Source organism: Nonomuraea corallina (genome assembly GCF_027620315.1).
In the GTDB taxonomy this organism is placed as follows: Bacteria; Actinomycetota; Actinomycetes; order Streptosporangiales; family Streptosporangiaceae; genus Nonomuraea; species Nonomuraea corallina.
Genome location: NZ_JAPNNL010000055.1, coordinates 17,894 through 39,635, shown reverse-complemented (window position 1 = coordinate 39,635; position 21,742 = coordinate 17,894). Strand labels below are relative to the sequence as shown.

Genomic DNA, 21,742 nt, shown 5'->3' with positions numbered 1-21,742 from the left:
GAGAGCCGGTAGCCGGCCGGCTCGGCGACGACGAGCCGGCTCGCGGAGTTTTTTCCGAGCGCCGCCCGCAGCCGGGAAACGAGCGCCTGCAACGCGTTGCCCACCCCGGACGGCACCCGGTCGTCCCAAATCCCGGAGATCAGCCGGTCCACCGGCACGGTGCGGCCGGCGTCGAGAACCAGCAGGCCGAGCAGGGTGCGGAGGCGTTGTCCCGCGATCTCCACGGGCTCGCCGTCTCGCCGCGCCTCCAGCGGACCGAGGATGGCGAAACTCACGTCCGTGTCCGCCCGCACCCGGTCCATGGCTCCGATTCTGGCGGATGTCCCGGGCTTTACCGTCGACCGACCCTCTCGAAACGGTCGGCCCATGGCCGCAACGCGCGTAGCATCGTTCGACGTGGGGCTGTGTAACGGAACGAGACGCGTGCGACGTGCGGCCGTCCTTGTGACGGCGGTGGCGTCCGCGCTCGTCGTGTCCGGATGCGGCGCCATCATCGGCACGTCGGAGGCGGAGGAGATCGCCCGGATCAACGTCTCCAGCCCGGATCTGCGCGAGGGCAGGCCGCTGCCGCGGCAGTTCTCGTGCAAGGGCGACCAGGGCAGTCCGCCGCTGCGCTGGTCGAGCCGGCCTCTGGAGGAGGCGGAGACGGTCGCGATCGTCGCCGACTCCAACTCCGCCGAGTCGTCCGGCGTCTACTGGGTGCTCTACAACATCCCCGCCTCCATGACCGAGCTGGGCCCCAACGCCTCCGAGAGCCCTCCCGAGGGTTCCGGGCAGGCCAAGGTGACCAGCGGCAAGGCGGGCTACGACCCTCCCTGCGCGCCCGAGGGCGCCTACCGCTTCAGCGTCTACACGCTGAAGGGGGAGGTCGAGGCGCAGGAGGACGCCGCTCTCTCCGAGGTCCTGAGAAGGATCGCGGATCTCACCATCGCCCGCGGCCGGCTGACGGCGGTGAACATCGAGTGAGCGGGACGGCACGGAACGTAGTTCTGGTTACCAATTCTTCACTTAGGGTGTGACAACGCTCGTCGTGGTCCGACAGAATCAGATCCAATTGTTAGGTGCTGGTGATCAAAGGGGGCAGGTCGCGTCGATGGCCGCGCGATCTCACCGGTGCCGAAGGCAGGCCATGGCTTTGAGGGTGGTGCAATGACTGCGGTCGTAGTGAGCTTGGTCGCTGTTGTGCTCCTCGTGCTTGGCGTCGTGGCACTGGGCATGCGTTCGATGAACCGCCGGGAGAGCTCGCTTCCTCCCGAACGGCTGAAGGAGATGGCCGAGAAGGAGGAGCGGACGAAGACCCGCTCGACGGACGAGTTCGCCGCCCACGAGCCGAAGATGACCAAGTTCAGCCCTGACTTCAGCCCGATCGACGAGCCGAAGCCCAGGCCGGTCCGCACCGGCCAGCGCGGCAAACGGGGCGTCGACGAGTGGGGCAACCCGCGCTCCGACGAGGACGACGAGGAGTTCTGGGCCAGCATCCGCAGCGACGCGGAGGAGGGCGGCTTCGGCGCCGGAGGCACGGTCGCGGCCCGCAAGGCGGCGTCCCGGCCGGCCGGACGCGAACCGGCCGCCGCGGATCGTCCCTCCGACGCCGGGCGCTCCGCCCAGCGCCCCGCCCCGCGCCGTCCCCGGCCCGCCCCCGTCGACCCCGACGCGACCACCGTGCAGGGCCCGCTGCCCCAGCGGCCGGCGAAGGCGCCGAGCCCCGCTCCCGCGGCCGCCTCCAGCGGCCTGGCCGACCTGGTCGAGCCGGTGCGGCAGCGTCCCGCCCCGTCCGCCTCCGACCTGGCCGACCAGCGCACGGTCACGTTCGCCGCGCCGACGTCCGACGTGATGAGCATCCTCGGCGCGGGCGCCCAGCCGGTGCCCTCCTCGCGCCCCGACCCGCTGCGGACCACCGGTTCCTTCCCCGCCCAGGGCTCGTCCCAGCAGCCCTCCGGCGGCTCCTACCCGGTGACGCCCGCCGCGGTCGACCCCGCCTCCAGCGGCTCCTTCCCCGCCGTGCCCGCCGCCCCGATCAGCGGCGCGCCGACGAGCGACCCGTTCCCCGCCTACAACGGGGGGGCCGCCGCCTCCACCGGCCGCCAGAGCGGCTCCTGGCCCGCCCAGCCCGCCGCGACCGCGTCCGGGGGCTGGCCCACCGCCTCCCCCGACATCCTCGACGATCCGGCGCCCGCCTCCCAGAGCGGCTCGTGGCCGGGCTTCCAGGAGCAGCAGCCGTACCGTTCCTCCTACGAGGTGCGCGCGGGCTGGGCTGTGGCCGACGACTCCGACCCGCTGAGTGGCCCCTCCCCCGCGAGCGCCCCGGCCGCGTCCGCCAGGCCCGTCCCGGCGTACGACGACGTGCTGTCCGCGCCCCTGACCGCTCCAGCGCCGCAGACGATGGCGTACGAGACCGGCGACTTCACCAGCCCGGCCGTCTCCCAGCCGGCCTGGCCGGCGCCCCCGGCCGGCACCGGGTACGGCGCGGACGCGTACGGCGTGGCCGACGCCCGCAACGGCAACCGGCGCACCACTCCCGAGCAGGAGTTCCCCGACTACTACCGCTGACCGCCGGCGTTCGCCGGGGCAGGAATCCGTAAAGCCGCACGCGGGAGCCTCCGCAGGAGGCTCCTCCCGCTAGGGTTCTGCGCATGGCCCGCCTCACGAAGAGTAGTTTTTCGACCACGCTCCGTCATGACGTGCCCGCCTCGATCGTGGTGTTCCTCGTCGCGGTCCCCCTCTCTCTGGGCATCGCGATGGCGTCGGGCGCCCCGCTGGCCGCGGGACTGATAGCGGCCGTGGTGGGCGGCGTGGTCGTGGGGGCGCTGGGCGGCTCCGCCGTCCAGGTGAGCGGCCCGGCGGCCGGCCTGTCGCTGGTGGTGGCCGATCTGGTGCAGACCTACGGCTGGCGGGCCACCTGCATGATCACCTTGCTGGCGGGGGCGGTGCAGCTCGTGCTCGGGGTGTTCCGGGCGGCCAGGGCGGCGCTGGCGGTCTCCCCCGCGGTGATCCACGGCATGCTGGCCGGGGTGGGCGTGGTGATCGCGCTGTCGCAGCTGCACGTGGTGCTCGGCGGCAGCCCGCAGCGTTCGGCGCTGGCCAACCTGATCGAGCTGCCCGGCCAGCTCGCGGAGCTGCACGGCCACAAGATCGCGGTGGGGCTGCTGACGATCGCGGTGCTCGCGGTCTGGGTGCGGCTGCCCCAGCGGGTCAGGACGGTGCCGGCGCCGCTGGCCGCGCTGATGGCCGCCGCGCTCACCGCGTGGATCTTCGGGTGGGACGTCACCCGCGTCGACCTGTCCGGCGCGTTCACCGCGTGGACGTTCCCGGTGCTGCCGCAGGGCGACGGGCATCTGATCATGGCGGCGGTGCTGCTGGTGGCGCTGCTGGCCGGGGTGGAGTCGCTGCTGTGCTCGGTGGCGGTCGACGGCATGCACACCGGGCCGCGCGCCGACCTGGACCGGGAGCTCACCGGGCAGGGCGTGGCCAACATGGTGACGGGGGCGCTGGGCGGCCTGCCGGTGGCGGGCGTGATCGTACGCAGCACCGCCAACGCGCGGGCGGGCGCCCGCAGCCGGGCCTCGACGATCCTGCACGGGGTGTGGGTGCTGGTGTTCGCGATCGGGTTCGGGTGGACGATCCAGCTGATCCCGATGGAGGCGCTGGCGGCGCTGCTGGTGTTCATCGGCGTGCAGATGGTGAACCTGGGCCACATCCGCAAGGTGCACGGCCACGGCGAGGTGCCGGTCTACGTCGTGACGATGGCCACGGTGATCCTGCTGGGGCTGGCCGAGGGGGTGCTGGCCGGGCTGGCGCTGGCGGCGCTGATGGCGCTGCGCCGCCTGACGTGGGTGACGGTGCGGACGCGGCGCCGGCCCGACGGGCGTTACCACGCGACGATCTCCGGCTCGCTCACGTTCCTCGGGGTGCCCCGGCTGACGCAGGAACTGCGCGCCATCCCCGACAGGGCGGCCGTGGACCTGGAGCTGAACATCGACTTCATGGACAACGCCGCCTTCGAGGCCATCCACGCCTGGCGGCTGGACCACGAGCGGCTCGGCGGCACGGTCGACATCGACGAGCTCCACGACGAGTGGTACGCGATGGCGGCCAGCGGGGTGCGCGTATACCCGGCCAAGACCCCGTCGCACGGGCCCGACCGGTCGTGGCTGCCGTGGGCGTACCGCCGCCGCCGCGCCGCGCGCCGGCCGGCGTCTCACGGTCCGGCCGCCCAGGACGACTGCCTGCTCACCGAGGGCGCGCGGGAGTTCCACCGGCGTACGGCGCCGCTGGTGCGGCCCATCTTCACCGAGCTGGCGCGCGGGCAGCAGCCCACGCACCTGTTCATCACCTGCGCGGACTCGCGGATCGTGCCGAGCCTGATCACCGCGAGCGGCCCGGGTGACCTGTTCACCGTGCGCAACATCGGCAACCTGGTGCCGCGCCGCGACTGCGAGCCGCACGACGACTCGATGGGGGCCGCGATCGAGTACGCGACACAGGTGCTGGGCGTGCACACGATCACGGTGTGCGGCCACTCCGGCTGCGGCGCGATGGCGGGGCTGCTGAGCGGCGGGGTGATGGCGGGCGGCCTGCCGGCGATGCGGCGCTGGCTGCGCCACGGCAACCACAGCCTGGCCAGGTTCATCGAGACCGCGGGCGACCGGCTCGGCGACGACGCGCTCGACCTGCTGTGCCGGGTGAACGTGCAGCAGCAACTGGACAACCTGCGCACCTACCGGAAGGTCGACGACCAGGTCCGCGCGGGCCGGCTGAAGCTGGTGGGACTCTACTTCGACATCGGCGAGGCGAGGGTCCACGTGCTGCCGCCGGTGCCGTCTCAGCTCTCCGTGCATGCCTGAGCCGATCCGGGGGGCGGCACGGTGATCCGCCACAGCCTCGGCCCTGACAAGGAGGCGGCCATCCTGGCCGCCTGGGACGCCCGTAACCGGTGACCCTCACCGGAGGTTCTGCGGCTGCCGCTCGCCGGGTTCGGCGACGCCGGCGCGGCGGCGCACGAGATAGCCGAAGACCAGCGTGGTGCCGAACATCAGCACCCCGTAGACGGCGGGCGGCACCGCCATCGTCGAGTTGCCCAGCAGTGAGGGGCTCAGCGCGATCGTGATGGCGAGGGTGCTGTTGTGGATGCCGATCTCCATGCCGGACGCGATCGCCTGCCGCCGCTCCACCTTGAACAGCCGCGGCAGCCAGTAGCCCACGGCCAGGCTGATCGCGCTGAACAGCAACGCCACCAGCCCGACGGCGGCGATGTAGCCGCCGAGCCGCTCCCGCTCCTGGATGATCGCCCCGATGATCACCGCGGCGAGCACGACCGCCGACAGGATCCTGACCGGCTTGTCCATCCGGTCGGCGAACCGCACGCTGAGCCGCCGTACGAGCATGCCGATCGCGACCGGCACCAGGACGATGGCGAAGACCTGCACCACCTTGTCCGCCTGCAGGCCGATGTCCTGCCCGTCGCCGAGGAAGTGGTTCAGCGACAGGTTGACCACCACGGGCAGCGTGAAGGCGGCCAGCACCGAGTTGACGGCCGTGAGACTGATGTTCAGCGCCACGTCACCGCCGAACAGGTGGCTGTAGAGGTTGGCCGTCGTCCCGCCGGGCGAGGCGGCGAGCAGCATCATCCCGACGGCCAGCAGCGGCTCCAGCCCGAACAGCACCACCAGCCCGAAACAGACCGCCGGCAGGACCAGCACCTGCGCGACCAGGGCCACGATCACGGCCTTGGGCCGGGTCGCCACCCGCGCGAAGTCGCCGAGGGTGAGGGACAGGCCCAGCCCGAACATGATCAGGGCGAGCGCGGCGGGGAGCATGACTGTCGTGAGAACGGACTGCTGCATGGGGGGACCACCGTTTCTCGGGCCTGAGCAACCGCTGCCCCTGTCTAACAGCCCCCGTCCTACTGGATCAATACACCGATCCCATTCATGACCTTCCTCCGGGCGTGCCTGATGTCCGGAATCGGTCAGTAGCGGCGTTACGGCGGGAGCACCCGCCGGGCTGAGCCAGCTTCCCGCGAGTGTCCCCCGATGTGCCCTCCGAGGGCTTCGACGCTGTCGCCTGAGGGCTCTTCCGCAGGTCAGAGGAAGGTCTGTGGGACGAGCCGGCCTGTAGGCCGGGTTCTGTCCTTCGCCGGGGCGAAGGGGCGACCATCCATCTAGGGCCGTCGTTGCCGGCGGCCTCGAGCGGTCTACCCGTGCGCCTCGGGCGGGCAGCCCTCAAACGGCGCACGCGGGACGGTCCCGGGGGAACGTCCCTTCTTGACCTTGCTCCGGGTGGGGTTTACCGAGCCGCCCACGTCACCGTGGGCGCTGGTGGTCTCTTACACCACCCTTTCACCCTTACCTTCCGGGTCTGGAAGGCGGTTTGCTTTCTGTGGCACTTTCCCGCGGGTCACCCCGGGTCGGCGTTACCGACCACCCTGCCCTGTGGAGCCCGGACCTTCCTCGGCGGGCCTCGTGAGGAGGCCCGACGCGGTCGCCCGGCCGGCTCGTCCGGTCACGAGGTTAGCGCATGCAAGCGGCCCGCAAGCAAATGACAAGATCCGCGCGATGGGATACGGGGGTGTCATCGCCTGAGGGGGGTGGTGGCGCCAGGGGTCGTGCCGGGTGTTCTGGCGGCGCCCGGCACGACCGGCTCCTGGCTCGTACGAACCACTCTTGCGAATGCCTCGTACGCACCACGCCTACGAGGTACGAGTGGCTCGTAGGGGTCCGCGACCTGGGCGTCAGCGGAGGTGGGCGGTGTCGTTGAAGGACTTCACCACCGTGTTGCCGTCGGCGTAGTGCTCGATGAGCGACAGGCAGGCCAGGTCCAGGTGCATCCGGTACAGGGCCGTCGGCGGGGCGTCCAGGGCCAGGCGCAGCAGGGTCTTGATGGGCGTCACGTGGGAGACCAGCAGGACGGTGCGGCCCTCGTACCTGTCGAGGAGGCGGCCCCGGGCGCGGGTGACGCGGTCGGCGACGGCGGTGAAGCTCTCGCCTCCCGGCGGGGCGACGTCCGGGTCGGCGAGCCAGGCGGCCAGTTCGGCGGGCCACCTGCGCTGGATCTCGGTGAACGTGTGGCCTTCCCAGGCGCCGAAGTCGGTCTCCCTGAGGTCCTCGTCGGTCTCCACGGGCAGGCCGGCGCGCTGGGCGACCGCTTCCGCCGTCTGCCGGGCCCGCGTGAGCGGGGAGGTGACGACGGCGTCGAGCCGGTACGGGTCGCGTGAGAGCCGGGTGGCGGCCGCGGCGGCCTGGGCGAGGCCGTCGGCGGTGAGCTCGGGGTCGCCGAGGCCGGAGAAGCGGCGTTCGGCGGAGAGCGGGGTCTCGCCGTGGCGCAGGAGGACGAGCGAGGTGGCGACCCGGGTGGGGGGTGCCCAGCCGGTGCCTTTCGCGGTGCGCGCCTGGGCGGTGGCGACGGAGGCGGCGGGGGCGGAGAGTTCGGTGATGTCGCCCCGGTCGAGGAGGTCGGTCTGCTCCGCGAGGCGGGCGCCTCCGGCGGGGCTCCCGGACGCGGTCGGCGCGCCTGGCCCGCGCGGGTCCGCCTCCCTGCCCTGGGTGCCGGCCGGCCGGGTGTCGGCGACGGAGCCGCCCGCCTTCCAGGGCAGGCCCTGGGCCGCGGCGTCCATGGCCTCGTTGGCGAGGCGGTCGGCGTGCGCGTTGCGGGCGCGCGGGATCCAGGTCCACTCCGTCACCCGCAGCCGCCTGGCGAGCTTGCCCGCTTCCAGGGCGAGCGGGCGCAGGCCCTCGTGCTTGATCTTCCAGCGGCCCGCCATCTGCTCGATGACCAGCTTGGAGTCCATCCGCACGGCCACCCGCGCGCCTTCGCCGCCCACGTCGAGCGCGGCGCGCAGGCCGGCGATCAGGCCGCGGTACTCGGCGACGTTGTTGGTGGCCGTGCCGATGGCCTCGGCGGCCTCGGCGAGGACCTGGCCGTCGGCGGCGTCGCGGACCACGGCGCCGTAGCCCGCCGGGCCGGGGTTGCCGCGGGAGCCGCCGTCGGCCTCGACGATGTAGGAGGTCACAGGCCGGAAGCGTCCGTGCGGACGAGGATGCGGCGGCACTCCTCGCAGCGCAGCACCTCGTCGGCGGCGGCGGCCTTGATGTGGTTCATCTCGGCGATGGACAGCGCCACCTTGCAGCCCTGGCAGCGGCCCGCCTGCAGCATGGCGGCTCCGACCCCGTACTGCTCGCGCAGCTTCTCGTACAGCTTGAGCAGGTCGGCGGGGATCTCCCCGGCGACGGCGGCGCGGTGGGAGCGGACCTCGCCCGTCTCCTTGTCGATGTCGGCGAGCGCGGTGTCGCGGCGGGCCTCGGCGGCGGACAGCGTGGTCCTGACCTCGTCGCGGCGGGCGAGCAGGCCGGTGACGCGGGCGTCGGCGGCCTCGCGGCGTTCCATGATCTCCAGCACCACCTCTTCGAGGTCGCCCTGCCGCCTGTGGAGTGAGGTGATCTCGGACTGGAGGCCGGACAGGTCGCGGGCGGAGGAGACGGCGCCGGAGTCGAGGCGCTTCTGGTCGCGCTCGATGCGGGTGCGGACGGTGTCGACGTCGGCCTCGGCCTTGGTCTGCTCGCGGGCCAGGTCACCGGCTTCGGTCTCGGCCTCGATGACCTCGGTGGCGAGCTTGGCGTAGCGCCGGGACTGGTCGTCGATCTCCGCCAGCTCGGGCAGGGTGCGGCGGCGGTGGGCCAGCCTGTCGAGCGCGGAGTCGAGCTCGGCGAGGTCGAGGACCCTCTTCTGGACCTCGGGGGCTGCTTTCATGATCAATATCCTCTTGTCCAAGCATCGGTGACCGTGGCGGAGACACGTGTCTCAACGGTAACGCCCCTGGCGGTCAGGATGGACGCGGCGCTGTCGAGCCAGGGGTGTTCGGTGGCCCAGTGGGCGGCGTCGATCAGCGCGGGCCCGCCCGCCTCCATGAACTCGCTGGCCGGGTGGTGGCGAAGGTCGGCGGTGAGGAACACGTCGACGCCGGCGGCGCGCGCGGCGGCCAGGAGCGAGTCGCCGGCTCCGCCGCTGACCGCCACCCGCGACACGCGCCGGGACGGGTCGCCGGCGACGCGGATGCCCCAGGAGGTGGCGGGCAGCCCGGCGGCGGCCTGGGCGGCGAACGCGTCGAGCGTGGTCTCCTCCGGCAGGTCGCCGACGCGCCCGAGGCCGCGCCACGGGTCGTCGGGGAACGGCTGGAGCGGAACCAGGTCGCCGGTCAGCCCGACGGCGCGGGCCAGGGCGTCGGACACGCCGGGGTTGGCCACGTCGGCGTTGGTGTGGGCGGTGAAGAGGGCGATGTCGTTCTTGATGAGCCGGTGGACGAGCCGCCCCTTGGGGGTGGTGGCGGCGACGGTGGTCGTGCCGCGCAGGTAGAGCGGGTGGTGGGTGACGATCAGGTCGGCGCCCCACTCCACGGCCTCGTCGGCGACGGCGGCGACCGGGTCGACCGCGAACAGCACCTTCTCCACCGGCTGGGCGGGGTCTCCGCACACCAGCCCGACGGCGTCCCAGGACTCGGCCCGGGCGGGCGGGTAAGCCGCCTCCAGCACGTCGATCACGTCGGTCAGTATCCATGCAGCCACCAGGGCAGACTATCGGCCGGCGCGATCTCCGGCGGTCATGACGGCTGGGGGGTGGGCACCGGTCACCGTCCGGCGTAATGTAAGTGAATCCTGACTCGGGCGGAGGGCGGCATGACACCTAGGGTCGCGATCATCGGCGCGGGGTTCGGCGGGTTGTGCATGGCGATCCGGCTGGAACAAGCCGGGATCCGCTCGTACACGATCTTCGAGAAGGCGGGCTCGCCGGGCGGCACCTGGCGGGACAACACTTATCCCGGCGCGGGCTGCGACATCCCCTCACATCTTTACTCGTACTCGTTCGAGAAGTACGGGAGCTGGACCCGGAGGTACCCCGGCCAGCGGGAGATCCTCGGCTACCTGGAGCACTGCACCGACAAGTACGGCGTCAGGCCGAAGATCAGGTTCGACACGGAGGTCACCGAGGCCGCCTTCGACGGCTCGCGCTGGCAGGTCACCGCCTCCGGCGTCACCGAGGCGTTCGACGTCCTGGTCGTGGCGGTCGGCCAGCTCAACCGCCCCCGCCTGCCCGACATCCCCGGCATGGACGACTTCGCCGGCGCCTCGTTCCACTCCGCCCGCTGGGACCACTCCCACGATCTCACCGGCCGCAGGGTCGCGGTGATCGGCAGCGGCTCGTCGGCGGCCCAGCTCATCCCGCCGGTGGCGCGGCAGGCGGACCGGCTGGAGGTGTTCCAGCGCACCCCGAACTGGGTGATCCCCAAGCCCGACGCCGTGTTCGGCCTCCCCGCCAGGCTGGCGTTCCGGTTCGTGCCGGGGCTGCAGCGCGCCTACCGCGAGTACATCTACCGGTACGCCGAGGCCACGCTCTACCCGGCGCTGGCCCGCGGCTGGAGTGAGGGCCTGCTGCGCCGGCGCGCCCTGCGTCACCTGCGCAAACAGGTGGAGGACCCGGAGCTGCGAGCCCGGCTCACCCCCGACTACCCGCCCGGCTGCAAGCGGGTGATCATCGACAGCCGCTTCTACCCGGCGCTGAACAGGCCCAACGTCGACGTGGTGACCGACAAGATCGTACGCATCACGGAGAAGGGCGTGCAGACGACCGAGGCGGTGCACGAGGTCGACACGATCGTGTACGCGACTGGCTTCCGGACCACCGAGTTCCTCACGCCGATGCGGGTGACGGGCCGCGGCGGCGTGGACCTCGCCGAGCGGTGGGCAGGCGGCGCGGAGGCCTACCTGGGCATCGCGACGCCGGGCTTCCCGAACATGTTCCTGCTGTACGGTCCCAACACCAACCTCGGCCACAACTCGATCATCTTCATGCTCGAATGCCAGGTGAACCATGTGATGAACTGCCTGCCGCACCTGTCGGGCGGCCGGCGGCTGGAGGTGCGGCAGGAGGTCATGGACGCCTGGCGGCGGCGGCTGGACGAGGCGCTGGAGCACATGGTGTGGGGGGACGGCTGCCGGAGCTGGTACAAGACGGCCGAGGGCCGGGTCACCAACAACTGGCCGGGCTCCACGATGCTCTACCGCAGGCTGACCTCGATGCCGCCGCGCGCGGCTTACCGGGAGGTGTGAGGAGCGGTAGCCTCCGCTCCATGACGTCCTCCCTGCACCGGCGCACCGTCGTCGCCGACACCCACAACGATCTGCTGATGGCGGTCTCGGCCCGGCCGCCCGAGCGGTGGGCCGCGTTCTTCCGCGAGCGCTGGCTGCCCCAGCTGCAGGAGGGCGGGGTGCGGCTGCAGGTGCTCCCGGTCTTCATCGACGACCCGTACCGCCCGGAGGGGGCGCTGCGGCGGACGCTGCGGATGATCGAGTGCGCGCACGTGATCGCCGAGGCGAACGCCGACCGCGTGCGGCTCTGCACCGACGCGGCGGGCATCGACGCGGCGCTGGACGACGGCCTGATCGCCCTGGTGCTGGCCCTGGAGAGCATGCCGGGGCTGGACGCGAGCGTCGAGCTGATCCCCACCATGCACCGGCTGGGCGTGCGGATCGCCTCGATCGCGCACTGGGGCCGCACGCCGCTGGCCGACGGCAGCGGCGAGGACGCCACCGGCAGCGGGCTGACCTCGCACGGCGTGGCCGCGCTGCGCGAGATGGAGCGGCTCGGCATCGTCTTCGACATCTCCCACCTGGGCGCCTCGGGGGTGGCGCACGTGCTGGAGCTGGCCACCCGGCCGGTCATGGCGACCCACTCCTCGGCACGGGCGCTGCTGGACCACCACCGCAACCTGACCGACGACCAGCTGCGCGCGGTGGCCGCCACCGGCGGGGTGGTCTGCGTGAACTTCTTCGCCGGTTTCCTCACCGAGCGCCCGTCCGAGGTGACGCTGGACCATCTGCTCGACCACATCGAGCACCTCGTGGCCGTGGCCGGGATCGACCACGTGGGCCTGGGCCCGGACTTCGTCCGCGAGGTGCTGGCCGACGTGACGCCGCCGTGCGAGGAGACGATCCACGGCTTCGACCCGGGGGCGGCGATCCCGGGGCTGGAGGGCCCGGCGGGGCTGCCCATGGTCACCGAGGGCCTGCTCGGCCGGGGGCTGCCGGAGAAGGACGTGCAGAAGATCATCGGCGCCAACGTGCACCGCTTCCTGACGGACCGGCTCGGATGATGCCTTGAGACCGCCGGCGGGTAGGGCCAGCGGGGTGGAGATACGCGAGCTGCGCCTGCTGGAGGAGTTCCATCAGGCGTACGAGCTCTTCGACGACATCTGGCGCCCGGACCCGCGCAACGTGCCCATGCCGGTCGAGCTGATGATCGCCTTCGCGCACGCCGGCGGCTACGTCGCGGGCGCCTACGAGGGCGAGCGGCTGGTGGGCGCGTCCGTCGGGTTCCTGGCGGCGGACCGGACCCTGCACTCGCACGTGACCGGCGCGGTGGCGGGGCACGGCGCGGGGCACGCGCTCAAGCTGCACCAGCGGGAGTGGTGCCTGCGGCGCGGGCTGGAGCGGATCACCTGGACGTTCGACCCGCTGGTCCGCAGGAACGCCCGGTTCAACCTGGTCAAGCTGGGCGCCAGGCCGGAGGAGTACCTGGAGCGGTTCTACGGCGTGATGGCCGACGCGATCAACGGCAACGACGAGTCGGACCGGCTGCTGGCCGTCTGGCGGCTGGACCGGCCGGCCGGGACGGCGGCGGAGGTCGCGTACCCGAGCGTGCTCGCCGACTCGGGCGGGCGACCGGTGATCAAGCCGGTCGAGGAGCCGGCGGTGCTCGTGGCGACGCCGCCGGACATCGAGGCGATGCGGCGGCACGACCCGCAGACGGCGCGGGAGTGGCGGCTGGCGACGCGCGAGACGCTGGGCGGGCTCATGGCCGCGGGCGCCCGCGTGACCGGGTTCACCGCAGACGGAGAATATGTCGTGGAGAGGGATTAACTGGGTATTCCACCCCCGTTACGGATGCCTGTCATAAGGAGATCCGCATGACGGAGTTCACCCCCACCGTCCCCTCCCGCGTGCTGCCACCCGTCACCGTCCGCGACCTCCCCGAGCCGCCCAGGTCGGCCTGGCCCATCATCGGGCCCGGCCTGGTCGGCGCGGGCGTCGGGCTCGCCTCCGGCGAGTTCATCCTGTGGCCGTACATCGCCTCCCAGGTCGGCCTCATCTTCGTCTGGGGCGCGCTGATCGGCATCATCACGCAGTGGTTCATCAACATGGAGATCGAGCGCTACACGCTGGCCACCGGCGAGACCGCGCTGACCGGGTTCAGCCGCCTGTGGCGGCACTGGGGCCTGGTGTTCGTCCTCATGACGCTCTGCTCGAACCTCTGGCCCGGCTGGGTCACCACCTCGGCGACCATGGTCACCTACCTGACCGGCACCGGCGAGGGCAGCGTCCGCTGGATCGCCATCGGCATGCTCGTCGTCATCGCCTCGGCGCTCACCCTGGCCCCGGTGATCTACACGGCCCTGGAACGGGTGATCTTCGTCAAGATAGCCCTGGTGCTGACGCTGATCGTGGTGGCGGTCCTGTTCGCGATCAACGCCGACGCCTGGACCGGCCTGGCTCGCGGGCTGACGACCGAGGCCCGATTCCCGGTGCCGCCGCTGGAGTTCGCGCTGCTCATGGGCGCCATCGCGTACGCGGGCGCGGGCGGCGGGCAGAACCTGTGCCAGAGCAACTGGATCCGCGACAAGGGCCTCGGCATGGGCCTGTACGTGCCGCGCCTGGTCAGCCCGGTCACCGGACACGAGGAGGCGGCGCCGTCCACCGGCTTCCAGTTCGCGCCCACCAAGGAGAACCTGGCCCGCTGGCGGCAGTGGTGGCGGGTGGCCAACATCGAGCAGGCGTCCACGTTCGCGCTGGTGTCGTTCGTGACGATCGCGCTGATGTCGATGCTGGCGTACTCCACCGTGTTCGGGCGGCCGGGGCTGGAGAACAGCATCGACTTCCTCGGCGTCGAGGGGCAGGTGCTGCAGCAGGTGGTCGGGCCGTGGTTCGGCATCCTGTTCTGGGTGATCGGCGCGCTGGCGCTGTTCGCCTCGGCGATGGGCATCGTGGACTACACCTCGCGGCTGGTCGCCGACACGATCAAGACGGTGTACCTGCGGGACCGGAGCGTCACGGAGAACCGGGTCTACTTCGTCGTGGTGTGGGCGCTGGCGCTGGTCGGCATCATGATCCTGCTGCTGGGCTTCGACCAGCCGCTGGTGCTGCTGGTGCTGTCGGCGAGCTTCGCGGCGGTGATGATGTTCGTGTACTCGATCCTGCTCATCTGGCTCAACCGCAAGGCGCTGCCGGCGCCGATCAGGATCCGCTCGTTCCGGCTGGGGGCGATGGTCTGGGCGATCGCGTTCTTCGGGACGCTGACCGTGCTCACCGTCATCCAGCAGGCACAGCGGATCTTCGGCGGCTGATCGAGGAACGTACTCTTCCGTGTGGAAGGGCAGACTGGCAGACATGCTGGAGACCTCGGCCCGTCTGCTGAAGCTGCTCTCGCTCCTCCAGGCGCACAGGGAGTGGACCGGCCCCGAGCTGTCGCGGCGGCTCGGGGTCACCACCCGGACGATCCGCAACGACGTCGAGCGGCTGCGCAGCCTCGGCTACCCGGTGCACGCCACGCCGGGCGCGGCCGGCGGCTACCGCCTGGGCGCGGGGGCGGCGCTGCCGCCCCTGCTGCTGGACGACGAGGAGGCGGTGGCCGTCGCGGTCGGGCTCGGCCGGGCCGCGGGAGGCGGCGTGCGGGGCATCGAGGAGACGTCGGTGCGCGCGCTGGCCAAGCTGGAGCAGGTGCTGCCGTCCCGGCTGCGGCACCGCGTCGGCGCGCTGAACGCCTACACGGTGCAGATCCCCGGCGAGACGCCGTCGGTGCCGCCCGAGCTGCTGACCACGATCGCCAACGCCGCCCGCGACCGGGAGCGGCTGCGCTTCGACTACACCGGGCACGACGGGGCGGAGTCGGTCCGCGACGTGGAGCCGCACCGGCTGGTGCACCGGCGCGGCCGCTGGTACCTGGTGGGGTTCGACGTGGACCGGCAGGACTGGCGGATGTTCCGGGTGGACCGCATCACGCCGCGCGTCCCGTCCGGCCCCCGGTTCGGGCCGCGCGAGCTGCCGGCCGACGGCGACGTGGCCGCGTACGTGGAGCGCGGCGTGAACACCGCCATGTGGCGCCATCGCGGCACGATCCTGCTGCGCGCCTCCGCCGAGCGGGTACGGGGCCTGCCGCTCGGCGGCAACCTGGAGGTCGAGCCGGCCGGGCCGGACGCCTGCGTGCTCACGCTCGGCGGCGACGACCTCAACGGCATGGCGGCCTGGATCGGCTTCCTGGACCTGGACTTCGAGGTGCTGGACCCGCCCGAGCTGGCCGAGGCGGTGCTGCGGCTGTCGGAACGCTACCGGCGGGCCGTCAGCGACCGGTAAGCGCCCGGTCAGCGACGCCCGGCAGCCTCGTGACATGCACATCACCCAAGTCGCGGGGAGCAGGGATGACTTCCCGATCGTCCGCCACCTGACCGTACGCGGCGGGCACCTGGAGATCGGCCGGCGGCTCACCGAGGAGGCGCTGCGGCTCGGCTGGCGTCCGCAGCCGTGCGACCCGGCCGTGAACCGGGCCAGGCGGAGCTGGTTCGAGCGGCACTGGCCGCAGCACCACGCCCGGCTGGACGGCGCCGCCGAGGCGCTCGGCCTGGACCCGGACCAGGACGAGCTGGCCCTGGACGGGCTCGGCTACGTGCCGGCCGGCTCCGGCTGCTCGGCCCTGTGGGTGCCGCCGTCCGCTTCGGCGGACGGGCACGGCAGGATCGGCCGCAACTACGACTTCTTCACCGTGACCGCGAGCGAGGTCATGGGCGGCGCTCCGGCGCCCGGCGAGCTGCCGATGGCCTCGCGCCCGTACGTGATCACCACGATCCCGGACGACGGCCTGGCCTCCACCGTCGTCACCATGTCCGACCTGGACGGCTGCATGGACGGGATCAACGAGGCGGGGCTGGCCGTGACGCTGCTCCTGGCCGACATCGGCCAGGCCGCCCCGCCGGAGAAGGCCTCCCCGCAGGTCGGCCTGAACAGCGTGCAGCTGCCCCGGTTCCTGGTCGACACCTGCGAGAACGTGGCGCAGGCCAAGCAGGCGCTGCTCGGCGCCAAGCAGTACGACCACGGCCTGCCGCTGCACTACCTGGTCGCCGACGCGCACGGCGAGGCGTTCGTGTGGGAGCGGGGCAGGGACGGCGGCGAGCACGTCGTGGAGTTCGGCGAGGCGCCGCTGTGCGTCACCAACCACCCGCTGCACCGCCATCCGGACCCGATGGCCCTGCCCGCCGACACCGACGACACGTTCGGCACGTACGGGCGGCTGCGCGCGCTGTACGAGCGCAGCAAGGGCGTGACGCTGTCGGGCCGCGACCTGCGCTCCTGCCTGGAGGCGGTGCGGCAGCCCGAGTTCGGGCCGTTCCGCACGCTGTGGAGCACGGTCTTCGACACCGCCAACCGGACCCTGTCCTCCTCCTTCTATCTGGGCGCCGAGCGCTACACCGAGGAGCTGGTGTTCAGCGCGCGTCGAGATACTCCTGCCTGACCTTGGACCGCGACAGCTTTCCCGTGGGGGTGCGGGGCAGCTGCTCCCGGTACTCGATGACCTTCGGATGCTTGAACCTGGCGATGCGCGGGGCGCAGTGGGCGAGCAGCTCCTCGGTCAGCTCGGGGCCCGGCGTGACGCCCTCGGCGGGCTCGACGAGGGCGACCACGTTGTGGCCCCACTCCTCGTCGGGCGCCCCGATCACGGCCACGTCGGCGACCGCCGGGTGCTCCAGCAGCGCGGCCTCGATCTCGGCGGGGTAGATGTTGACCCCGCCGGAGATGATCAGGTCGGTCCGCCGGTCGCACAGGAACAGGAAGCCGTCCTCGTCGAGGTAGCCGATGTCGCCTGGGGCGTACCACTCGCCGCGCATGCTGGCCGCGGTCTTGGCCGGGTCCTTGCGGTACTCGAACTTGCCGAGGCTGGACTTGACGTAGACCAGGCCGGGCTCTCCCGGGGGCAGCTCGGCCCCGTCGTCGTCGAAGATCTTGGCCTCGAAGGTGGGCGCGGGCCGCCCGACGGTGCCGGGCCTGGCCAGCCAGTCGTGCGGCTTGACGGAGAAGGCGATGGTGGACTCGGTGGAGCCGTAGTACTCGTAGAGCACCGGCCCCCACCAGTCCATGATCCCCTGCTTGACCGCGACCGGGCAGGCGGCGGCGGTGTGGATGACCTGCTGGAGGCTCGACAGGTCGTGCCGCTGCCTGACCTCGGCGGGCAGCTGCAGCATCCGGTGGAACATGGTCGGCACCATCATGGCGTTCGTCACCCGGTAGCGCTCGATCAGCTCCAGCACGATCTCCGGCTCGAACCGCGGCGCGATCACCACGGTGTGCCCGAAGTGCAGCGCGAACTGGGTGTGGGCGCACGGCGAGGAGTGGTACATCGGCGAGGTCACCAGGTGGACGCCGTCCCCCGGCTTCAGGTCGACCACCTCGCCCAGGAACCAGGTGTAGAGGGGCACGATCGCCTCCGGCTCGGCGCCGGGCAGCGCGCGCTGCACCCCCTTGGGGCGGCCGGTGGTGCCGGAGGTGTACCACATGACCGCGCCCGCGGTGCGGTCGGCGGGCGCGGTGACGGGCTGCCCTTCCGCGAGCCCGGCGGTGCCGGTCTCGCCGCCGGGCACCGCGTACTCCCGGCTGGTGACCACGAGCCTGGCCTCGGAGTCCTTGACGATGTAGTCGATCTCGGGCGCGGCCAGGTGCCAGTTGATCGGCACGTAGTAGAGGCCGATCTGGCCGGTGGCCATGAGCATGATCACCTGGTCGAGCCCGTTGGGCAGCACGCCGGCCACCACGTCCCCGGTGCCGAGCCCGCGCCCGCGCAGTCCGTGGGACACCTGGTTGACCAGGGCCAGCAGCTCGCCGTAGGTCGTGCGCGAGCCGTCGGTGTCGATGACGGCGACCCGGTCGGGGTCGGCCTGGGCGATGGCGTAGAAGCCGGGCGACTGGCTGATGTCCATCACAGCTCCAGCAGGTCGGCGAGCCTGGCACGGTGGATGCGGGGCGGGCCGAGCAGCACCTCGTCGGTCTTGGCCCGCTTGAAGTACAGATGGGCGTCGTGTTCCCAGGTGTAGCCGATGCCGCCGTACAGCAGCAGGTGGTCGCGGGCCACCTCGAAGCAGGCGCGGCCCACGTACGCCTGGGCCAGCGCGGCGGCGCCGGGCACCTCGTCCGGCGCCTCGTCGGCGGCCCAGGAGGCGTAGCGGACGATCGACTCGGCCTGCTCCAGCTTGCAGTGCATGTCGGCGAGCTTGTGCTTGACCCCCTGGTACGAGCCGATGTAACGGCCGAACGCGACCCGGATCTTGGCGTAGGCGACGATGGCGTCGAGCGCGGCCCGCATGACGCCGAGCTGTTCGGCGGCGAGCGCCACCGCGAGCCGGTCGGCGATGTCCTGGGAGACGCCGGCGGGGACGTCGCCGAGCGTCCGGGCGGGCGCGCCGTCCAGTTCGATCCGGGCCTGGCCGCGGGTGAGGTCGAGCGTGTCGAGCGGGGTCCTGGTGACGCCCTCGCCGGCGAGGTCCACGGCGTGCAGCGCGGAGTCGGCGCTGACCAGCAGCACGTCCGCCTCCATGCCGGACAGCACCCTCGGCAGGGTGCCGCTGACGCGGCCGTCGGCCGCCGTGAGGTCCGCGCCGTCCAGGGCCAGGGTGGCGGCGACGCGGCCGTCGGCGATGCCGGACAGCAGCTCCTTGTCGGGCACCCGGGTCAGCGCGACGGCGGCGAACGCGGTGGCCAGGAAGGGGCCGGGAAGCAGCACCGCCCCGGTCTCCTCCAGCGCGACCGCCAGCTCGGCGAAGCCCGCGCCCGCTCCCCCGTACTCCTCGGGGACGATCAGCCCCGACAGGCCGAGCTCGCCGTTGAGCCGCGCGTACACCTCCGGGTCGTAACCCTGGCGGGCCTTGGCCGTGGGCGAGGCGGCGGCGAGGAAGTCGCGGACGGCGGCGCGCAGCTCGCGCTGCTCCTGGCTGGGTACGAGTTTCACGCCTGCGTCCCCACCTTCAGGTCCTTGAACGGCACGGTCTTGTCCATCCGGGGCTCGGGGGGCAGGTTGAGCACCCGGTCGCCGACGATGTTGCGCATGATCTCGTTGGTGCCGCCGCCGAGCGCCAGCCCCGGCGCGGTGGCGAGCGTCGCGCCCAGGGGGTGGCCGTCGACGACCGACTCGGGGCCGGCCAGCCGGGTGGCCAGGTCGGACTGGAACAGGGTCAGCTCGGCCAGCAGCAGCTTGGCGGCGCTGCCTCGGGCGCCGGGGAACAGGCCCGCCTCGGTCTCCTGGGCCAGCCGCCGGTTGAACAGCGCCAGCGCGCGTGAGCGGATGTGCAGCTCGACCAGCTCGTCGCGGACCAGCGGGTCGCTGGTGTCGACCGTGCGGCGCAGCGCCTCCAGCGAGGCGGGGTTGTCCTTCCCGCCGCCCATGCCGACGCCCGCGGAGATCGACAGCCGCTCGTGCAGCAGCGTGGTGACGGCGACGCTCCAGCCGTCGTCCACCTCGCCGACCCGGTGCTCGTCGGGGATGTGCACGTCGTCGAAGAAGATCTCGTTGAAGTTGGACCGGCCGCTCATGTCCTTCAGCGGCCGGACGGTGACGCCGGGGTGGTGCATGTCCACCACGAACATGGTCAGGCCCTTGTGCTTGGGCACGTCCACGTTCGTGCGGGCGAGCAGCAGGCCCCAGTCGGCGTGCTGGGCGACCGACGTCCACACCTTCTGGCCGTTGACGACCCAGTCGTCGCCGTCGCGTTCGGCCCGGGTCTGCAGGCTGGCCACGTCGCTGCCGGCGCCGGGCTCGGAGAAGAGCTGGCACCAGATCTCCTCGCCGCGCAGCAGCGGCCGGACGAACCGCTCGCGCTGGGCGTCGGTGCCGCGGTCCACCAGCGTGGGGCCGGTCATGCCCAGGCCGATGGAGAACGGGTAGATGGGCAGGGTGAAGTCGCGGGCCGCGGCGGCGAACGCGCGCTCCTCCTGCTGGGTCAGGCCCTGGCCGCCCCACCGCGCCGGCCACGTGATGCCGGAGTATCCGGCGTCGTACAGGCGGGCCATGAAGTCCTTGGCCTGGGCTATCGGGTCACCATCCGCGCGCTCGCCCGCCGGGACGTTGCGTCGCAGCCATTCCTCGGCGGCGCGCTGGTAGTCCGCAAGGTTCACATCGACTCCCTCGCATCAGTGCTCACTTACTCTATCCACGCCTTCGCGGACCGTACAGAGCAATGATCTGGTGGAGATTCGCCCGGATTTGTCACCGAATCTCCGCCAATTGGAAATGAGGTAACTCTATGTGATGACCTGACCGCAGGGGGATAAGGTTGATCACACGGTTCGCGAGGTCGGTGCGGGGACGCCTGACGCTGCTCGCCACCGTCGCCATGGCGGTGCTCTGCGCCGCCGTGAGCTGTTACGTGCTCTACGCCCTCTACCAGTCGGCCGCCGACTACCAGAGCCACGCACTCGAACAGCGGGCCATGCGGGTCGTCCGGCTGGCCCAGACGGACCGGCTCCCTCCGGAGCTCCCCTCCGACCACCTGGTGGACGTCCAGGTGATCGACGCCGCGGGCCGCATCGTCTCCACCACCTCCGACATCGCCGGAGCGCCGCGCCTGAGCATGCTCGCGCCCCGGCCCCCGGCCCTCACCGCCGCCGAGAGGGAGTGCGAGCTGCCCCGCTTCCCCGGCCGGTGCAACCTGATCGTGGTGCTGCGCTTCCGGGGGCCCACGGGCGGCGACTGGCTGGTGTACGCGACCGAACGGGCCGTCCCCTGGTACGTCTCCCCCCGGGTGCCGCTCTACCTGGCGGCGCTCGTCCTCGCGCCGGTGCTGCTGACCGCGTACGGGGCGTGGCGGGTGGTGTCCAAGGCCCTGGAACCGGTGGACCGCATCCGCGCCCGGCTGGCCGAGATCACCGACACCGACGTCGGCATGCGGGTGCCCGTCCCGGAGGCCGACGACGAGATCAGCGCGCTGGCCGTCACCGCCAACCAGACGCTGGAGCGGCTGGAGGCCGCGGTGGAACGGCAGCGCAGGTTCGCCTCCGACGCCTCCCACGACCTGCGCAGCCCCATCACCGCGATGCGCACCCGGGTGGAGGAGGCGCTGCTCTACCCCCAGGAGACCGACTGGCCGGAGACCGGCCGCGCCCTGCTCCTGAGCCTGGACCGGCTGCAGGCCATCGTCACCGACCTGCTCACGCTGGCCAAGCTGGACGCGGGCGCGCCGGGCGCGCGGGAGCCGGTGGACCTGGCGGAGCTGGCCGCCGAGGAGACGGCCGGGCAGCGCGGCAAGCGGGTGGTCACCAGCCTGCAGCCGGGCGTCATGGTGGACGGCGACCGGGTGCGGCTGGGCCGCCTGATCACGAACCTGCTGGACAACGCCGAGCGGCACGCCGACTCCACGATCATCGTCACGGTCAGGAGGGACGGCGCCGCCACGCTGGAGGTGCTCGACGACGGCGCGGGCGTCGCGCCGGAGCACCGCGAGATCGTCTTCCAGCGGTTCACCCGCCTGGACGCCTCCCGCAGCCGCGACGCCGGCGGCACCGGGCTGGGCCTGCCCATCGCCCGCGAGATCGCCCACGCCCACGGCGGCACGCTCACGATCGAAGATTCCGACCATGGTGCCCGCTTTGTCCTACGATTGCCCCTGCGGAGTGATTAAAGTTACGGCCTGTGACTCCAGGTTTTGGCCGGTTACGGCGTGAGG

Annotated in this window: 18 protein-coding genes and 1 other RNA gene; 10 read left to right on the top strand and 9 right to left on the bottom strand. The window is 72.2% G+C overall.

Translation table 11 applies throughout. The features are described from left to right. Positions 1 to 302, bottom strand: a 302-nt coding sequence (locus OUY22_RS16205) for an AfsR/SARP family transcriptional regulator (RefSeq protein WP_270155802.1), incomplete at its 3' end; no start/stop codon positions are given. A 121-nt stretch (positions 303 to 423) separates the two neighbouring features. Between OUY22_RS16205 and OUY22_RS16200 the strand changes: the two genes are divergently transcribed. From OUY22_RS16200 to OUY22_RS16190, 3 genes are all read left to right on the top strand, one after another. Continuing rightward, positions 424 to 966: a YbhB/YbcL family Raf kinase inhibitor-like protein gene (locus tag OUY22_RS16200; RefSeq protein WP_270155801.1), complete on the top strand. Its 543-nt coding sequence runs from the start codon at positions 424 to 426 to the stop codon at positions 964 to 966. 216 nt (positions 967 to 1,182) lie between these two features. Then, on the top strand, positions 1,183 to 2,550 hold the full coding sequence (locus tag OUY22_RS16195; RefSeq protein ID WP_270155800.1) for a hypothetical protein: 1,368 nt from the start codon (positions 1,183 to 1,185) through the stop codon (positions 2,548 to 2,550). Positions 2,551 to 2,633: 83 nt separating this feature from the next. Beyond that, positions 2,634 to 4,844 carry a SulP family inorganic anion transporter gene (locus OUY22_RS16190; protein WP_270155799.1) on the top strand — a complete coding sequence of 737 codons (2,211 nt, stop codon included), beginning with the start codon at positions 2,634 to 2,636 and terminating at the stop codon, positions 4,842 to 4,844. Positions 4,845 to 4,940: 96 nt separating this feature from the next. On the opposite strand, the gene OUY22_RS16185 is transcribed toward OUY22_RS16190, so the two are convergent. The 5 genes from OUY22_RS16185 to OUY22_RS16165 all read right to left on the bottom strand — a co-directional run bounded on the left by OUY22_RS16185 (position 4,941) and on the right by OUY22_RS16165 (position 9,557). Further along, positions 4,941 to 5,843, bottom strand: a complete 903-nt coding sequence (locus OUY22_RS16185; protein WP_270155798.1) for a bile acid:sodium symporter family protein — start codon at positions 5,841 to 5,843, stop codon at positions 4,941 to 4,943. A 255-nt stretch (positions 5,844 to 6,098) separates the two neighbouring features. Continuing rightward, positions 6,099 to 6,496, bottom strand: an RNA gene (rnpB, locus tag OUY22_RS16180) — RNase P RNA component class A. Between the two features lie 234 nt (positions 6,497 to 6,730). Then, positions 6,731 to 8,008, bottom strand: coding sequence for a bifunctional RNase H/acid phosphatase (locus OUY22_RS16175; protein WP_270155797.1), 1,278 nt, complete (start codon positions 8,006 to 8,008; stop codon positions 6,731 to 6,733). After that, the gene (locus OUY22_RS16170) at positions 8,005 to 8,745 is read right to left on the bottom strand and encodes a zinc ribbon domain-containing protein (RefSeq protein WP_270155796.1); all 741 of its coding nucleotides are present in this window, start codon (positions 8,743 to 8,745) and stop codon (positions 8,005 to 8,007) included. The genes OUY22_RS16175 and OUY22_RS16170 overlap by 4 nt, the downstream gene beginning before the upstream one ends. 2 nt (positions 8,746 to 8,747) lie before the next feature. Then, on the bottom strand, positions 8,748 to 9,557 hold the full coding sequence (locus OUY22_RS16165; RefSeq protein ID WP_270155795.1) for a Nif3-like dinuclear metal center hexameric protein: 810 nt from the start codon (positions 9,555 to 9,557) through the stop codon (positions 8,748 to 8,750). A gap of 111 nt (positions 9,558 to 9,668) precedes the next feature. Between OUY22_RS16165 and OUY22_RS16160 the strand changes: the two genes are divergently transcribed. From OUY22_RS16160 to OUY22_RS16135, 6 genes are read left to right on the top strand one after another with little or no spacing between them, the layout of a single operon-like run. Next, positions 9,669 to 11,099 carry a flavin-containing monooxygenase gene (locus OUY22_RS16160; protein ID WP_270155794.1) on the top strand — a complete coding sequence of 477 codons (1,431 nt, stop codon included), beginning with the start codon at positions 9,669 to 9,671 and terminating at the stop codon, positions 11,097 to 11,099. Positions 11,100 to 11,119: 20 nt separating this feature from the next. Then, the gene (locus OUY22_RS16155) at positions 11,120 to 12,142 is read left to right on the top strand and encodes a dipeptidase (RefSeq protein ID WP_270155793.1); all 1,023 of its coding nucleotides are present in this window, start codon (positions 11,120 to 11,122) and stop codon (positions 12,140 to 12,142) included. A gap of 34 nt (positions 12,143 to 12,176) precedes the next feature. Then, the gene (locus tag OUY22_RS16150) at positions 12,177 to 12,908 is read left to right on the top strand and encodes a GNAT family N-acetyltransferase (RefSeq protein ID WP_270155792.1); all 732 of its coding nucleotides are present in this window, start codon (positions 12,177 to 12,179) and stop codon (positions 12,906 to 12,908) included. A gap of 47 nt (positions 12,909 to 12,955) precedes the next feature. Continuing rightward, complete coding sequence (locus tag OUY22_RS16145) at positions 12,956 to 14,389, top strand: Nramp family divalent metal transporter (protein WP_270155791.1); 1,434 nt, start codon at positions 12,956 to 12,958, stop codon at positions 14,387 to 14,389. A gap of 43 nt (positions 14,390 to 14,432) precedes the next feature. Further along, positions 14,433 to 15,395, top strand: coding sequence for a helix-turn-helix transcriptional regulator (locus tag OUY22_RS16140; RefSeq protein ID WP_270155790.1), 963 nt, complete (start codon positions 14,433 to 14,435; stop codon positions 15,393 to 15,395). A gap of 34 nt (positions 15,396 to 15,429) precedes the next feature. Further along, on the top strand, positions 15,430 to 16,548 hold the full coding sequence (locus OUY22_RS16135) for a C45 family autoproteolytic acyltransferase/hydolase (RefSeq protein WP_270155789.1): 1,119 nt from the start codon (positions 15,430 to 15,432) through the stop codon (positions 16,546 to 16,548). Here OUY22_RS16135 and OUY22_RS16130 read toward each other — a convergent pair. Genes OUY22_RS16130 through OUY22_RS16120 form a run of 3 tightly spaced genes read right to left on the bottom strand, consistent with a single transcriptional unit; the run spans position 16,520 to position 20,195 of the window. Further along, positions 16,520 to 18,007 (bottom strand): AMP-binding protein, encoded by a 1,488-nt coding sequence (locus OUY22_RS16130; protein ID WP_270155788.1) that lies wholly within the window; start codon positions 18,005 to 18,007, stop codon positions 16,520 to 16,522. The genes OUY22_RS16135 and OUY22_RS16130 overlap by 29 nt on opposite strands. After that, positions 18,007 to 19,032 carry an acyl-CoA dehydrogenase family protein gene (locus tag OUY22_RS16125; RefSeq protein WP_270155787.1) on the bottom strand — a complete coding sequence of 342 codons (1,026 nt, stop codon included), beginning with the start codon at positions 19,030 to 19,032 and terminating at the stop codon, positions 18,007 to 18,009. The genes OUY22_RS16130 and OUY22_RS16125 overlap by 1 nt, the downstream gene beginning before the upstream one ends. Continuing rightward, positions 19,029 to 20,195 carry an acyl-CoA dehydrogenase family protein gene (locus OUY22_RS16120; RefSeq protein ID WP_270155786.1) on the bottom strand — a complete coding sequence of 389 codons (1,167 nt, stop codon included), beginning with the start codon at positions 20,193 to 20,195 and terminating at the stop codon, positions 19,029 to 19,031. The genes OUY22_RS16125 and OUY22_RS16120 overlap by 4 nt, the downstream gene beginning before the upstream one ends. Before the next feature lie 158 nt (positions 20,196 to 20,353). On the opposite strand from OUY22_RS16120, the gene OUY22_RS16115 reads away from it, so the two are divergent. Further along, on the top strand, positions 20,354 to 21,697 hold the full coding sequence (locus OUY22_RS16115) for a sensor histidine kinase (RefSeq protein ID WP_270155785.1): 1,344 nt from the start codon (positions 20,354 to 20,356) through the stop codon (positions 21,695 to 21,697). The last annotated feature ends 45 nt before the right edge of the window (positions 21,698 to 21,742 follow it).

Excerpts from the sequence above, each read along its gene's own strand:
- OUY22_RS16160 (WP_270155794.1), top strand. The coding sequence starts at position 9,669 with ATGACACCTAGGGTCGCGATCATCGGCGCGGGGTTCGGCGGGTTGTGC.
- OUY22_RS16130 (WP_270155788.1), bottom strand. The coding sequence starts at position 18,007 with ATGGACATCAGCCAGTCGCCCGGCTTCTACGCCATCGCCCAGGCCGAC.
- OUY22_RS16145 (WP_270155791.1), top strand. The coding sequence starts at position 12,956 with ATGACGGAGTTCACCCCCACCGTCCCCTCCCGCGTGCTGCCACCCGTC.
- OUY22_RS16135 (WP_270155789.1), top strand. The coding sequence starts at position 15,430 with ATGCACATCACCCAAGTCGCGGGGAGCAGGGATGACTTCCCGATCGTC.
- OUY22_RS16185 (WP_270155798.1), bottom strand. The coding sequence starts at position 5,843 with ATGCAGCAGTCCGTTCTCACGACAGTCATGCTCCCCGCCGCGCTCGCC.
- OUY22_RS16170 (WP_270155796.1), bottom strand. The coding sequence starts at position 8,745 with ATGAAAGCAGCCCCCGAGGTCCAGAAGAGGGTCCTCGACCTCGCCGAG.
- OUY22_RS16190 (WP_270155799.1), top strand. The coding sequence starts at position 2,634 with ATGGCCCGCCTCACGAAGAGTAGTTTTTCGACCACGCTCCGTCATGAC.
- OUY22_RS16155 (WP_270155793.1), top strand. The coding sequence starts at position 11,120 with ATGACGTCCTCCCTGCACCGGCGCACCGTCGTCGCCGACACCCACAAC.
- OUY22_RS16140 (WP_270155790.1), top strand. The coding sequence starts at position 14,433 with ATGCTGGAGACCTCGGCCCGTCTGCTGAAGCTGCTCTCGCTCCTCCAG.